Source organism: Fuerstiella marisgermanici (assembly GCF_001983935.1).
Taxonomy (GTDB): domain Bacteria; phylum Planctomycetota; class Planctomycetia; order Planctomycetales; family Planctomycetaceae; genus Fuerstiella; species Fuerstiella marisgermanici.
In genome coordinates this window covers 6,232,143-6,246,863 of record NZ_CP017641.1, presented here as the reverse complement: position 1 = coordinate 6,246,863, position 14,721 = coordinate 6,232,143, and the positions used below count along the sequence as shown (strand labels likewise).

Here is a 14,721-nt window from a genome sequence, read left to right as displayed (position 1 = left end):
AGCAGCAACCACAAAGGATTCAGCAGGGGCGCTATGAATGAATCGACGGCAAAGGTTATTAAACGCTTCGCACTGCTTGCTGGATCAACCGTTTGTCTGACTTTTGCAGGCTTCTATTTACAGGCGATTCCATGGGGCCGATCATCACGAGATGCCATCGAAGGTCGAGCGATTGCGGAAATCGAACAGCTTTCCAGTTCTGTGAGTGCCTTCGCGGCGGACTACGGAAGAAAGCCGCTAAGTCACATTACGTTGTGGGAAGACGGAACAAAATGGCAGAGCGATCCTCTCAGTCGCGCGATGGTGAGGCGGCTTTGGCCAAGGTTCGTCTTCGATGTGGCTCGCGATTTGAATGGAGATGGCGACACCGTCGATAAATTCCATCTCTCCGGCGCGGAATGCCTGGTCTGGTTTCTCGGTGGTGTGCAAACGCGGCAAGGTGAGTGCATTGGGTTCTGCCATAACCCGTTCGATCCGTTCCATCGATCGTCTTACAGGCGCACGGCACCGTACTTTGGCTTCAAAAAGCACCGAATGACCGATTTGGATTCTGATGGGTTCCCTGAATACACCGATCGGCTTACTGACATGCCGTATTTGTACATCGCCAAAGAGGCAGGCCGCTACCACGCCCGGGATCTGGCAGTTTTCCCTGAAGGCGACAATCGAAACATGCAACACCCGTACTCATTTGCGGGCGATTCGTTCGGCCACTATCAGATCATTTCGGCGGGCTTTGACCGCGAATACGGGGTGGGCGGCGAGTACTCCGACAGCTCAGACTTCACTGTGGAGCGACGCTCCGAAGACGACAACCTCACCAGCTTCTCAAACGGTCGGTTGTGATGACACCTTCAGACCCCCGCTAACGACGCACGAAACGATCGGACCAATGCGGTCTCACCCACGTCGAAACGTTGGATCAGCAATTCGGTGGCCATGGCAACAGTGAAGCCCGGCAGCGAGACGCTTTCCGCGATTTCCCGATATTCGCCTTTGGCCAGCCGAAACATCCGCAGCGAATCGTCGTCGTGCCGCCAAACCTCAGGAATACCCATCGCGGCAAACAGTTTCAACTTATGAATCGCGGACGTTGTGATCTCAACCTCGATCACCAGGTCCGGCGGCGGATCGACCAGCAGATCAACCTCTTCCTTCACGCGAATCTGCTCGGCATGCTCAATGTAGTACGACTCATCCGCTTCAAACCCCTGCTTCAGATCGCGGCGTTTGAAAGTTGTTGACGCCACGCTCTGGATTTCAATTCCACGCACTTCTGTGAAAGTTTCGACCATGCGGCCCAACAAGCGGCCGATGCCTTCGTGCTGTCGTCGTGGATTCATGAGTTCCAGAACTCCCTGATCGTAGGTCATGCGAGGCACGCTGCCGCGACGCTGTTCGGCGAGGTCGACGTAGGTGTCCCACTCGATGTGCTCCATCACAGTTCGCGTTTCAGCGGGAAGGTTTTGGGTTTCGATTGGCATCTTATGAACCTTACATCAGAGACAGGCTAATCACGATTCTACTCCTTCCACCTCGAAACCCCAACGACATTATTCACGATCGGGTTGAAAGCCAGCACGCTTCCTGCTGAACTGCGTCCCCCTAAATTTCGTTCGCTTCCTTCTTCCCAAATATCGAACTCATGAAACTTGAAACCACTTGCTTGCACGGCGGAACTCAGCCGGATCCCACCACGAATTCTCGCGGAGTGACTCTGCATCGCACGAGTTCCTACGTGTTTAATAGCACCGAACACGCGGCCAATCTGTTTGGGTTGAAGGAACTTGGCAACATCTACACACGGCTAATGAATCCGACTCAGGACGTGCTGGAACAGCGAGTCGCTCAGTTGGAAGGTGGCGCGGGCGCGCTGGCTCTGGCGTCAGGGACGAGTGCCGTCTTCTACAGCCTGATCAACATTATGCAGGCCGGCGACGAATTTGTGACCGCCAACAATCTTTACGGCGGCTCGTTCACGCAGTTCAACGATATTCTGCCGCGGTTTGGCATCAAAGCGAGGTTCGTTGATCCTTCCGATCCCAACAATTTCGCGGCGGCGATCAACGACAAAACGAAAGCCGTGTTTTGCGAAACCGTCAGCAATCCGGGCCTGGAAATTTCTGATCTCGACGCGATCGCAAAGATCGCTCATGAGCACGGCCTGCCGCTGATTGCCGACAGCACCTTCACCACGCCTGCCCTGCTGCGACCCATCGAACACGGAGCCGACATCGTTGTGCATTCGCTCACAAAGTGGATGGGCGGCCACGGAACGGGCATCGGTGGTGTGGTCGTGGATAGCGGAAAGTTTGACTGGAAGAGCGACAAGTTTCCGCTGATGAATGAAGAGGACAGCAGCTATCATGGAGTCCGCTGGGCTCACGATTTGGGCGACCTCGCTCCGCTGGCCTACATTCTGCGTATGCGAGTCATCCCGCTCAGAAATCTCGGAGCATGCATTTCACCAGACAATTCATGGATGTTCCTGCAGGGCATTGAAACACTGCCGCTGAGAATGGAACGGCACTGTGAGAATTCACTCGCTGTGGCAAAGCACCTGCAGAGCCACGACGCCGTCGAATGGGTTCGCTATCCGGGGTTGGAAGGCGATTCGAATTATCAGAAAGCTCAGCAGTATCTGGGCGGATCGGGCGGCTCAATGGTTGTCTTCGGTATTAAAGGTGGAGCCGCCGCTGGCAGTAAGTTCATCGAGGCGCTGAAGATGTTCAGTCACCTGGCCAACGTAGGTGACGCGAAGAGTCTTGCCATTCATCCCGCCACGACAACTCATTCGCAAATGACGGAAGAGCAACAAAAAGCGGGTGGCATCCCGCCCGAGATGGTTCGCCTGTCTGTGGGCATCGAACACATCGATGACATCATGGCCGATCTGAATCAGGCTCTGGCAGCGGCAGTTTAGGACCACACGCAAAGTGATTGCGTAGCAGGGCTTCCGGCCAGCTTTCACCGCTGGGATGAGAAGCTCTGCCACGGAGCAAATCAGAGGACAGACGTCCTCAGCCCATCAGCATTTCCCAAAAGAGACGTCCATGCGCTGGATCTACTACGACCAAACAAACTCTGCCGAAGTCGCTGAGCACGAACGCGTGTCGCAGCGGATCACCGACTGGTGGGCCGAATTTCAACGCAGCACGAAACAGCTGGACGCATTGTTCCGCGGTGCTGAAGAATTCGATTTACCGGAGTGGATGCACCAGCACCTGCAGGCCATTCATCCGGACATCATGTGGGAATTCGGACCAGCCGTGAATCAAAAAGGCCACCGCCTGGTCATCACGCCGGAATCTCACAGCGAACTACGCCCGCTGGTCGAAGACATTGTTGCGCGAGTTCCCCGGATCAAGGGCTGGGAGTTCTACACGTACCGTCTGCCAGAACCCGTCGAACAAGCGCTGCCCACAGTGGAAGGGCGCACCGGGATGGACATCAAAGATGTACGAGTCGCCGTGGCGATTGGCGAACACAATCGTGTGGATCTCACGTTTCAGTGGGACGAAACTCCGACCGACGACGAGCAGGCGTTCAACGCAGCATTCGTGGCGACGGAAACGCTTGTTGGTGAAGAGATGCTGGACCGGTGGGTGGGCGTGATCAACATGGTGGATCAGTCAGCCGAATTCGAAGCCGGCCAGCGATTCTTGCCGCTTGACCGCCTGAAGCCCACCTTCGATGCGGTCGTGAACAGCGCGAAGGAGCAGCTTCCTGCCGAGCCGTATTACGCGTTTGCCCCGGACGGGCAATGGGCGTTGTTGAAGCTGGAGCCTCAGGAAGCCGCGGACTATTCCGACCGCGACGACATGATGACGTGTGTGACATGCAACCCGGATCTGGTGGGAGCAACCTTTTCAAACGCACCGTTCTATTCTGAACGCTACAGCCGGTGCGGTGAGACATTTTGTTATGTCAAGATCGACGGCGCGGATGCCGAAGAAATGGGGTTCCAGGATCGCGAGGATATGGAAGAAGCGGTTCGCAATGTGCTTGAACCGCAGGAACTGGGTGGGCTTGTCGGTAGCGGTACGGGCCTGCGTTACAGCTATATCGAATTGGCGCTCACTGATCGAGAACGCGGCATCGCGGTCGTTCGTCGAGCTATGCAGGAAGGCACCGTTCCACGTCGATCATGGATTCTGTTTCACGATGCCGATCTGGCTTCCGAATGGATCGGCGTGTACGAAGACAGTCCCTCGCCGCCAACGGCCGGCACGTAGCCCGTTTCACCGTCACGCAACTCCTCCAGCGACCAACGGAAGCCACGCCGGCGATTCAGCGTCCGCCCAGCTCACCCGCCCACCACGCCAATCGCCCGCCGGTGCGTACCGGCTCTGACAAGTTTTTTACATGGTTCTTACAGGTGGCTGACCACCTGTTGGGCGATTGCGCGTCTAATTCTCCGTAGCAACGAAGATTGCTTTTCGGCCTGACGGCCAATTCGACCTTTCGGATGGAAATCGGAGACCAATGATGAAACTCACAGCATTCAAACTACTGGCGGCCACAGCTGTCCTGGCCGCAACCGGTGTCGCAAACGCTGATAGTCAGCAAGTGAAACTGGATGTATCGCCCGTCAACAGCCTGCTGAAGTCCGGTGAAAAAACAACTACGTGGATTCGAGTTGGCCTGCATGGCTTTAAGCTGGAATCGGAGAAGGTGCGGCCAGGCGTGAACCTTGCCATCGTGCTGGACAAATCGGGTTCGATGAATGGCGAAAAGATCAAGCGAGCTCGCGAAGCCGCGATTGACGCGATTCGACTGCTTCGAGACGAAGACATCGTTTCAATTATTACCTACGACTCAACCGTCAACGTGCTGGTCCCAGCGACTAAGCTGACGGACAAAGAGAGTGTGATCAAAGCCATCAACGCCATTCGGCCCGGCGGCAACACGGCGTTGTTTGCAGGCGTCAGCAAAGGTGCGGCGGAGGTTCGCAAGTTTTTGGATAAGGAGCGTGTGAACCGCGTCATCCTGCTGTCTGATGGCCTGGCCAATGTGGGGCCGTCCTCTCCGGGGGAACTTGGAAACCTTGGCAAGTCGATGCTGAAGGAAAACATCAGCGTGTCGACTTTGGGTTTGGGCTTGGGCTACAACGAAGACCTGATGGTTCAGCTGGCGTCGACCAGCGGCGGCAATCATCTGTTTATCGAAGATGCTTCGGAACTGGCAGACATTTTTCGCAGCGAATTCGATGACGTGTTGTCGGTGATTGCTCAGGAAGTGGACATGACGGTCACGATTCCTGAGGGCATTCGACCGGTACGAGTCCTCGGCAACGAAGCTCAGATCAACGGCCAGAAGGTTGTGACTCGGATGGCTCAGATCTACAGCGAACAGGATCGCCACATCGTCATCGAAGTCGAATTGCCCGCGTCGGAAAAAGACACGAAGCTGGAACTGGCAAAGGTTGCCGTCACGTATGCCAATATGAAAACTCACGAAAGCGATAAGCTAAGCGGCGCGGCCAAAGTAGAATTTAGTGACGACGATGCAAAGGTCGAAGGCAGTGTGAACAGCAAAGTGCTGGCCGATGTCGTGGCTCTGGTTTCGAGTGAACAGAGCAAGCTGGCAACGAAGCTTCTTGACGAAGGCAACTTCGCCGGTTGTCGACAGGTGTTGAAGGACAACGTGGATTTCCTGAAAATTAACGCTCTAAAATGCCCGGAAAACGAAGTCCGCCTACAAGCCCTGGCCAGGCAGAACTCCTTCGCGTTTGAAGGATTGAAAGGCGTGGAAAGCAATAACGCGCCCGCATCGAACCTTGTTCGCAAAAGTTTCCGCAGTTACCAGAGCGAAGTGGATTCGCAGCAGCGAGCCAAAAGTTCGGTGGCCCCCAAGAGTTCGTCGTCACCGTAGTGCTGCGGCGAGCCATGGACGTCCTGGTTACGTGGTGAATGCTTTGTCGTCAGGTGAAATCTGAATGGTCACGAAGCCCGGCATTCAAAATGCCGGGCTTCTTTCGCGAATCGTTCTCCTGCCGTTAGAGCAATTTACTTTTTGTTGTGGACGGTTCTGGCTCGTGGGAACCGGCCCACGTGGGACAAAAACCGATTTCCACGGCCACAAGTCAGCGTGAAACGCTGTAGACTTCTGATTGAAGACAACTTGTTCACATTGAGTCCAGTTTGCAGAGCGACCACCGGAAGCGTTTCCGAGCGGTCGCTCGAATGGTCTGAGGCACGGGCCTCGTTAGGCTTCTTCCGTGAAACTTCGTCCCGTCATTTTGATCACGCTGATCATCGTGCTGCCCCTGGCCGCATTGACGTGGGCCATTCTGCGCATCGCGGAAAACGAACAAGTTGTCGTGCAGCAGCGGTTCCGAGAACTAATGGAAGATCGGCTGCAGGACGTGAATGTCAACGTCGTCGCGTTTGTTGAAGATCTCGAACGTTCTTTGAGTCGCATCACGGCGATTGACGACTTTGAATTGGAGTCGCTGCGGCAGACCAATCGCAGCGAACCGCGCCTGTTGCAATTGTTCGTACTGAATCCCGAAGGACAGCTTTCGTATCCGGATCCGGCTGGAGACCTTAATACCAATGAGCGGCAATTTTTGGTGCAGGCCGCGAAGATGTTCACCGGAAAAGACCTCAAGGAAACCGTCATCCGTTCAGAGCAGGAGGCCGTTGATCAGCTTGGCAACGCTGTCTCGTCGGTAGCGCCGACAATGCAATCCAAGGCTGATTCTGAACCGTTAGGCCGCAGTCAGGCGGCGCTGCAGTATCGTTCGTCGCCAGGGCTGGACCAACAGTCTCAGGCACCCGTTCAGAAGCAACTTGTTGAAGAGGCTTACCGGGCGGCCCCCGTACAAAACCTGGAGGCGTTTGAAGAATCGAGCGGCTGGTTTGTGTGGTACTGGGATCGAGGGCTGAATCTGATCTATTGGCAGCGACGACCATCCGGGCATATCGTTGGGTGTGCCCTGGAAAGAGCTCGCTGGATGGCGGATCTGGTGGCTCAGTTGCCCGAAACTGTTGCCAGCGATCCCGGCAGTGAACGCAGTATCGAAACGCGAGTTCGGCTGGTCAATTCTGCCGCCGCGCCTGTGTATCAGTGGGGGAATTTCGAACCGCCCGACGATGCAAAGCCGCTGTGCGAAGTTCCTCTGGCGGTGCCGCTGGCGTCATGGCGGCTGCAATGCTTTGTCCCCGTCGCACAGCTTACAGCGGGCACTGGTCGTAGCGTGCATCTTAGTCTGTTCGCCAGTCTCGCAGCCGTAGCGGCGGCGCTGGGAGTGATCTCGTTCTTCTTTGTCCGCGAATATGCGCGAGACATGAAAGAAGCGTCGCAGCAGGTGAGTTTCGTGAATCAGGTTTCGCACGAACTCAAGACGCCACTGACGAACATCCGTATGTACGCGGAACTGCTGGAACGTGACCTTGACGGCGTATCCAGTGCCGAAGCTGAAAAGCCGAAACAACGGCTGGAGATCATTCTTTCTGAAGGCCAGCGACTCACCCGTTTGATCGGCAACGTGCTGACGTTCGCTCGGCAACAACGCAAGACGCTTCAGCTGCAACCGCGCGAGGTGAGGCCTGATCAGTTGATCGAACGAATTATGGATCGGTTCCGGCCGGCCTTTGTAGATCAGCAGATCGAAACGACGTTCGATGGCAACGCAGATTCAGCGATGCAGATCGACCCTGATTTTCTGGAGCAGATTCTCGGAAATCTGATCAGCAATGTGGAAAAGTACGCGGCCAGCGGTGGCTCGCTGAATGTTCGCAGCAGCGTTGAGAGCGGTGTGCTGACATTGGATATTTGTGACGCCGGCCCCGGCATCCCACCAGCCAAGCGAGGCGCCGTTTTCGAACCTTTCGCGCGCGTTACCAATGATGTTAGCTATGCGGCTGGTACAGGTATCGGACTGTCGATCGCCCGCGAACTGGCTCGACTGCATGGCGGCGATGTGCTTTTGATGGACAGCGACTCCGGCTGCTGGTTTCGAGCCACAATAAAGGCATGCTCAATATGAAAGTACTCGTCGCAGAAGACGATCGATACACACGCGAAGGTTTGGCCGAGCTATTGGAGGGCGAAGGCTATCAAGTGGTCGCAGCCGCCGACGGGACAGAAGCCGTTCGACAGTTCCGCGACCAGCAACCGGACTTCGTCTGTCTGGACATCATGATGCCCGGCCAAAGCGGCTATGAAGCCTGCCGTTCGATCAGGTCAGTTTCACCCGAAGTGCCGATCATCTTTATCAGCGCGAAGGCGGAAGAAGTGGACCGGTTGGTTGGGTTTGACGTCGGCGCTGACGACTTCATTGCCAAGCCGTTTAGCGTTCGCGAAGTGGTGGCTCGCGTTCGCGCCGTGGCGCGGCGGTGCTGTGCGGCATCGTCCCACACCATCGCAGAATTTTGCATGGGCGGGTTGAAAGTGCTGCCGGCCGAGTTGCGTGCAATTCGTGACGAAGTCGTCATCGATCTTAGCCCGCGAGACGTGAAAATTCTGCAGTTGCTGCACGACAATCCGGGCAGAGCCATGGACCGGAACACGATCTTCAACCATGCGTGGGGCGAGGACTATTTTCCAAACAGTCGGACACTGGACCAGCATGTTTCGCAGTTGCGCAAGCGAGTGGAAGTCGACGCGAAGAATCCGCAACTGATCTGCACGGTGCATGGCGTTGGGTATCGGTATGATCCGGCCGATTGAATGCTGCTGTGAGCACGCCGATAGCGGCTGTCAGCAGTCCAATCCGATCTTGTGATCGTAGTTCGACGGCAAGCTACGACAACTGCAGTTCCGTCTGGCGGTCAACGGTCGTGGCTTCCTTGTGTTTGTCGCGTCGATAAATGATATCCAGTGCCGCCAGCCGGTAGCCTTCGGCCATTGTGGGGAAGTTGAACACCGTGGTGGCGAATGTGTCGACCGTCATGTTGTTCAGCAAAGCCATTTGGCCAAGATGCACCAGTTCGGTGGCTCCATCGCCGGCAATTTGTACGCCCAGTAGTCTTTGCCCCTGCGGATCCGCGACGAGTTTCAGGATTCCCGAAGACGACGCCATGATGTGGGCTCGCGCGAGGCGGCTGAAGTCGACTTTGCCGACCATCGCTCCGCCGTGTTCGGCAATCACTTCTTTTTCTGTCAGCCCCACCGTGGCCATTTCCGGAATCGTGTAGATGCCGGAAGGAATCAGCGTCGACGACGCCTCTGACGATCCCGAAAACGCGTGACACATGGCTCGCCGACCCTGCTCCATGGACGCCGATGCCAACGCAGGTGGGCCGATCGTGTCACCGACTGCGTAGATATGCGGCACGTCTGTCTGGCAGTGTCCGTTAACCGCCAGAAGGCCACGTACGGTCGACTTCAGTCCGGCCTTTTCGATATTCAATGATTCCACGTTGGCGACACGGCCTTGAGCAACTAGCGCTTTATCGGCAGTCAGAACTTCACCGTCGTTGCAAAACACGCGGGCGGAACTGATGCCATCCCAGTCGATCGACGAGACGTCGCAGTTGCCTCGGAATTCGCCGCCGTTGGATCGAAAGTGATCGACGAAAACTTCGACGAGGTCGGAGTCCAGAAACCCAAGTGGACTGGGCCACTTGTCGACCATCGTGACCTTCACACCGAGCGACGCAAACGTGGCCGCGTACTCACAGGCGATCACGCCGCCACCGAGCACCACAATGGAACGCGGCAGGTACGTCATGGACAACACGGAGTCGCTGTCAAGAATGTTTTCGTGATCAACGTCCACGTTGGAAGGATTTCGAGGTCGCGACCCAGTGGCGATGACAGCGTATTGAGTCGTCACTGTTCGCGTTTCACCGGTGACGCCCTTGATGGCAATTTCGTGAGTCGAAACGAATGACGCCCTGCCCTGAGCTCGTTCTACATTGGCCATTTCCAGACACTGCTGAGTTGCGTTCTGGTGCGCCTGTACGACTTCGTCCAGACGGGTCATCAGGCTGGAGATGCTGAGCTGGCTGTCGTGGCTGATTTCGTAAACGCCACCGCTGCGACGCCGGAACGCCGTCAGTGTCAGTGCCGTTTCACGCAATGTCTTGCTGGGGATTGTGCCGTATTGCACGCACGCTCCGCCAACCTGTTTTTCGCGTTCGACAATCAGCACGCGAGCTCCATGATTGGCCGCTTCAATCGCTGCATTTTGTCCGGCCGGACCGCTTCCAATGACGACAACATCATAGTGATCATTTGCTGCAATCATGCGGTCGCTCCTACCCACTCCAGGATTGTTGTGTGCTGACTAATGATGTTGCCGACGTCTTCCGGGTATAGGTTCAACACGCCAATCATTGGGTGATCCAGTTGTGAGGGCATTTCTTTCTGGTCGTCCAGCGCAAGCGTCGCGAGGTCCATCGCCAGATTCAGAATCGCCGCCTGCTGGTCATATTCTTCGGCCTCCAGCGGCGTCGCCTGATTTCGGATGATGGTTTCAAGTCGCTCAGGCAGGTCCCACGATCGCACCAGCTTCTCTGCCATTGGTATGCGAAGTTGATCGGCGGCATAGCGGACGGCCTGATTTGAAGCCGGTGATTCTGTGGATGCTCGATGATCAGAAAGCGACTGAAACAAAACCGGACGCCCCACGTCGTGCAGTAGACCGCACAGAAATGCGTCCTCCACATTCAGTCGCCGAACGCGTGCGATCTCCTGAGAAAACGCGGCCGTCGCCAGTGATCGTTCGAAGGATTCACGAACGTCTGTTTCGAAATCGGCGACGTTGAAAATCTTGCTTTGGCAGGAAATCACCATCACGATTTCACGTACTCGCAGCAGCCCCATGCGAGCCACCGCCTGCTGAATCGACGTCACGGTCTGGCCGGACGTGTATCGCACTGAGTTTGCGATTTTTAGCAGGTGTCCGGTCAGAGACTGATCGCGTTTGAACAGGTCAACGATGTCTCGCGGGTTGCAGTCAACGTCTGCCGTTAGCTTCAGAAGCTGAACGGACACTTCCGGCAGGACGGGCAGTTCGTAATCGCTGGCGGACAGGATCGAACGTGCGACTTCCAGCAGTTCGGTTTCGGTCGATGCCGTTTCGGTACTAAGTTGAGTTGTCATGTTGAACGTCTTTCGTGACTGCCCACGACGTCGTGGAGTGATCACTTTGCTCGGAAGGATGTGAACCATTCGGGCAATCGTGGTTCCGTCCGACGTCTTGCGTTGTTGCGGTGTTCGAATCGCCATATTCGTTGCATTTTCGCAACAATGGTCCGATCAGGGAGATTGTGCGGGCTGCCGCCGATTTGCGAGAAGCAGGTCGATCAGGTGAATTGGCAGACCAACGCTGTGTGTTCGCCATCGGGTTTGGCGTGCCCATTTATGCGGCACGCCCTTGTCAATTTTCCCCGGAATTCGCGCTTCCGCGGCAAATTTTTGCTGCTCGGGTTCCCAAAAAAATTTGGGATTCCGATCGACCAGGTGTTGCGAATATGCCATGCTCCGCGATGAGGCTGACGACCAGTGGATCACGCGATCGTCACAACGTTTTCTGTTCCTGTCAGATCCGCGTTCTGGCCACACGTGGTGAAATTTCAACCCAAACGATTTCGAAAGCGTCGCAGCTCATGCAGGTTTTCGGGCAGATTGTTCGCCGGTTTTCGTCGGCAGCCGGACACAAAGATATGTGCGTATGACATTGCATGACAGGATTGTCATTATCACGGGCGCTTCGGCTGGTATCGGCCGGGAAATCGCGCACCGCCTGGCAAAAGAAAAAGCGGCTTTGGTGATTGCCGCACGATCCGAAGACAAATTGCAGCAACTGGCTGACGAACTTTCAGCCAATGGTTGTCGAGTTCTGGTCGCGCGAGCCGACGTGTCTGATCCGAACGATCTAAGCGATCTGGTGGATAAGACGCTGGCGAAATTCGGTCGCATTGACGTGCTGGTCAACAATGCCGGTGTCGAGTGTTTCGACTACTTCGAGAGACTGGAAACCGACGACATTATCCAGACGATCGAAACGAATCTTACGTCTGCGATTTTGCTGACGCGGATGGTGATCCCGCACATGCTGCAGCAAAAGTCGGGAGCGATCATCAATATGGCGTCGACCGCGGGCAAGCATTGTCCCGCATACGAAAGCGTATACGGTGCCACCAAAGCGGGGCTGGTCGCGTTCACTCAGGGACTTCGCGGCGAGTATCTCGAACACGGCATCACGGCCACTGCAATCTGTCCCGGCTTCACAAAAAGCGGTGGCATCTACGATCGCATGGTCGCGGCATCGGGCAAAAAGGCGTCTGGTGCGTTGGGTTCAACAACGGCAACTGCTGTGGCTGGTGCGGTTGTGAAAGCCATTCAGTCCGGTCATCCCGAACAAATCGTCAACTGGCCGCCCGTGCGCCCGGCACTCATTCTGCGTGAGATGTTCCCTCGCCTGGGCGAAATGCTGGTTACTGCGGTGTCGAAGAAGTTCGTCAAACGAGCGGTCGACGCAAAGCAGAAATGATCAAACTGAGATTTCTGGTGTGAAGTGTTAGGACGCAGATGTTACTTACGGCCAGTAGAACATCGCCTTCACGGTGACCAGATCATTGCCTTCGTTTGCAATCAATTGAACGACGCCGTGTTCTGTTCCGGCGGCTGGCAGTTCGGTTAGCTCGACCTGCATAGTGACCACCTTTTGAGAGTCCGAAATGGCGACACCTTCGTCGAATTCGACACTCAACGCTTCCGGCCATGCGGCGGCGTGCGACACCTTCCAGTGGTGCGGCATGATGACTTTTACGGTTTCCGAACGTCGAGCCGAAGGATGGTTGCCGGCCACCAATCGAAACTGAGCAGGCGATGCCATGGGCGCTTCGCCGGCCGGGTACGATGGACCGTTAATCGTCATGGGTACCGTGATCACGGGGAATTCCGGATCGTCGGTCTTCGCGGCAATCACGACGTCATGATGCCCGGCCGGAATTCCTCCCGCCACTTCGCCATCGATTTGAAGATGAGCTGCCGGCAGATATTCGTCGTCGTCGCTCGCGCCTTCTTCCTTTTCCGTATACGCGGTTTGCACGATCTGAGAACCCGATGAACTTGTTTTCTTTGCCGATACAAACCATGCGGTTGTTTGGACTTCGGTGACCTTCAGTGTCTTGTCTCGAAAGTCGTTGATCGCCACCTGGAACGGCACGGATTTCTCCGTGTTCTGCGACAGGTACAGAGCCGTTGGTTGCACGACGACCATCTTTTTCGGGAAGGTCGCTTTGATGCTAAGTGTGGCGGTCTGCGGCTGAGGGTCGGTGTAGTGCACCGTGAGCGTGTATTCGTGCGGACCGGGTGCCTGCTTGATCGTCTGCAGCGGCACAATGAACGATCCTGTTTCGCCGGGAGCAACGTCTCGTTTATTGGCGGAAAGTCTCGGCGACAGGCAACCACAACTTCGTTCGATCTCACCGATATTCACTACTTCGTTGCCGTCGTTGCGAAACACGAACTCCGAATACAGTGTTGAACCCGGTTCGACCGGGAATTCGCCGTGATGATACAAATACGGAGCGAACACCAGGGATGGCCGTGGCTTTGTCGCCGCCAGCGGTGGCAGTGCCTCGCTGCGCATGGTGAACGCGGCTGACGCAAAACACGGCAACAAACCGCACAGCAGCAATAGGCCTGCCTTGCGTGGGCTCACGTTGGTTTCTGCTTCGTTCATGGGTAACGGCTTGCTGATCGCGAAATGGTGTTTTTACGGCGTTTCACGCTGACTTGTGGCCGCGGAAATCGGTTTGGTTCCCACGAGCCTGGACCGTCCACAATAAAACGTAAGTTGCTATAGTCAGACATACTCTGCCAGCTGTTCAACGATCGCCTCCAGAATCGGGAGATCCGTGTCGGGGCGTTTCAGAGCGTCTGGATGAGTCAGGTTTGAATTCAGCATGCCGCGCAGATGCAGAAACTGAGCACACGTATGCTTGTACGCGGCGACGGGCGTCCGAAAACCGAAGAAGCCGAGATATTGCAGGATGTCGTTAAGCTGGTAGAAGTTGGAATCGCCAGCGGCCCACATGCGGTCGCGTACGCCGAACAGGTCCGGGCAATAGCTGCTTAAGCCCAACAAATAATCGCTGCCGTACATCACCATGTCGATGGCCAAGTCGTTGCCAGTCAGCACCATGAAGTCAGGTCGCACTTCGTTTCGCAGGGCCAGTCGTTGCCATTCCAGATCGCGTCGCAGCGATGAATGTTTCGCACCGATGCAATTGGGCAAATTCATCAGTTCGCGGTACACGTCCAGCGAGTAAATTTTTCCGAATGGCAGAAAGACGGTGCCCAGTTCAAAGCCGATAAACCTGTCGCATTCCTTCGACAGGTTTTGATACGCCTTCGTGATGCCTTCGTCGCTTTGTTCTGTCAAACCGTACGATTGAAAGATCACCGGTACGCCGTTCGCCGCTTCGATCTCGTTCATACGGCGAACATAAACGTCTTGGTTATAGTTCGCGCCTGGCTGATCCGACAGATAGGCACCGGCGACAAACATCTTCCCAGCGGTCAGGCGTTTTGTGCGATCCAGCACTTCGTTGCGTGTGGCATCGTCCAGCAAATTCACGTATCCGGTGTCCATGTTGACAGCGGGTACGAGGCCAGCTTCCATCGTGCGTTCGACATGAGCGTCAAATGCGGGCCAATCGACGGAATGGTCGGCGGCAAAAGGCAGTAGCACGGCTGACATGCCGGTGATTTTGCGGTTGCGGAGAATGGGGCCCGGTTGAGTTGCAGACATGGTTG

12 protein-coding genes are annotated in these 14,721 nt (G+C 55.8%); 7 read left to right on the top strand and 5 right to left on the bottom strand.

What is annotated here, in order from left to right; all coding sequences use genetic code 11:
* Nucleotides 1–33: 33 nt before the first annotated feature.
* Nucleotides 34–846 (top strand): hypothetical protein, encoded by an 813-nt coding sequence (locus tag Fuma_RS23435; RefSeq protein ID WP_145944330.1) that lies wholly within the window; start codon nucleotides 34–36, stop codon nucleotides 844–846.
* Between the two features lie 8 nt (nucleotides 847–854).
* Here the strand turns inward: Fuma_RS23435 and Fuma_RS23430 are convergent, their stop codons facing one another.
* The gene (locus tag Fuma_RS23430) at nucleotides 855–1,484 is read right to left on the bottom strand and encodes a Uma2 family endonuclease (protein ID WP_077026254.1); all 630 of its coding nucleotides are present in this window, start codon (nucleotides 1,482–1,484) and stop codon (nucleotides 855–857) included.
* Nucleotides 1,485–1,645: 161 nt separating this feature from the next.
* Here Fuma_RS23430 and Fuma_RS23425 point away from each other — a divergent pair, with 161 nt between their 5' ends.
* From Fuma_RS23425 to Fuma_RS23405, 5 genes are all read left to right on the top strand, one after another.
* The gene (locus Fuma_RS23425) at nucleotides 1,646–2,923 is read left to right on the top strand and encodes an O-acetylhomoserine aminocarboxypropyltransferase/cysteine synthase family protein (RefSeq protein WP_077026253.1); all 1,278 of its coding nucleotides are present in this window, start codon (nucleotides 1,646–1,648) and stop codon (nucleotides 2,921–2,923) included.
* 130 nt (nucleotides 2,924–3,053) lie between these two features.
* Complete coding sequence (locus Fuma_RS23420) at nucleotides 3,054–4,235, top strand: hypothetical protein (protein WP_077026252.1); 1,182 nt, start codon at nucleotides 3,054–3,056, stop codon at nucleotides 4,233–4,235.
* Nucleotides 4,236–4,485: 250 nt separating this feature from the next.
* Complete coding sequence (locus tag Fuma_RS23415) at nucleotides 4,486–5,874, top strand: vWA domain-containing protein (protein WP_083732267.1); 1,389 nt, start codon at nucleotides 4,486–4,488, stop codon at nucleotides 5,872–5,874.
* Between the two features lie 346 nt (nucleotides 5,875–6,220).
* Nucleotides 6,221–7,993 (top strand): sensor histidine kinase, encoded by a 1,773-nt coding sequence (locus Fuma_RS23410; RefSeq protein WP_077026251.1) that lies wholly within the window; start codon nucleotides 6,221–6,223, stop codon nucleotides 7,991–7,993.
* Nucleotides 7,990–8,676, top strand: a complete 687-nt coding sequence (locus Fuma_RS23405) for a response regulator transcription factor (RefSeq protein WP_077026250.1) — start codon at nucleotides 7,990–7,992, stop codon at nucleotides 8,674–8,676. The genes Fuma_RS23410 and Fuma_RS23405 overlap by 4 nt, the downstream gene beginning before the upstream one ends.
* Nucleotides 8,677–8,749: 73 nt before the next feature.
* On the opposite strand, the gene sthA is transcribed toward Fuma_RS23405, so the two are convergent.
* Both sthA and Fuma_RS23395 read right to left on the bottom strand, forming a co-directional pair.
* On the bottom strand, nucleotides 8,750–10,198 hold the full coding sequence (gene sthA, locus Fuma_RS23400) for a Si-specific NAD(P)(+) transhydrogenase (RefSeq protein WP_077026249.1): 1,449 nt from the start codon (nucleotides 10,196–10,198) through the stop codon (nucleotides 8,750–8,752).
* The gene (locus Fuma_RS23395; RefSeq protein ID WP_077026248.1) at nucleotides 10,195–11,181 is read right to left on the bottom strand and encodes an HDOD domain-containing protein; all 987 of its coding nucleotides are present in this window, start codon (nucleotides 11,179–11,181) and stop codon (nucleotides 10,195–10,197) included. The genes sthA and Fuma_RS23395 overlap by 4 nt, the downstream gene beginning before the upstream one ends.
* Before the next feature lie 445 nt (nucleotides 11,182–11,626).
* On the opposite strand from Fuma_RS23395, the gene Fuma_RS23385 reads away from it, so the two are divergent.
* A complete protein-coding gene (locus Fuma_RS23385; RefSeq protein WP_077026246.1) occupies nucleotides 11,627–12,448 on the top strand; it encodes an SDR family NAD(P)-dependent oxidoreductase in 822 nt (273 codons plus the stop codon).
* A gap of 45 nt (nucleotides 12,449–12,493) precedes the next feature.
* On the opposite strand, the gene Fuma_RS23380 is transcribed toward Fuma_RS23385, so the two are convergent.
* Both Fuma_RS23380 and Fuma_RS23375 read right to left on the bottom strand, forming a co-directional pair.
* On the bottom strand, nucleotides 12,494–13,645 hold the full coding sequence (locus Fuma_RS23380; protein ID WP_077026245.1) for a DUF1573 domain-containing protein: 1,152 nt from the start codon (nucleotides 13,643–13,645) through the stop codon (nucleotides 12,494–12,496).
* Nucleotides 13,646–13,768: 123 nt separating this feature from the next.
* Nucleotides 13,769–14,716 carry a dihydrodipicolinate synthase family protein gene (locus tag Fuma_RS23375; protein ID WP_077026244.1) on the bottom strand — a complete coding sequence of 316 codons (948 nt, stop codon included), beginning with the start codon at nucleotides 14,714–14,716 and terminating at the stop codon, nucleotides 13,769–13,771.
* Nucleotides 14,717–14,721: the final 5 nt, after the last annotated feature.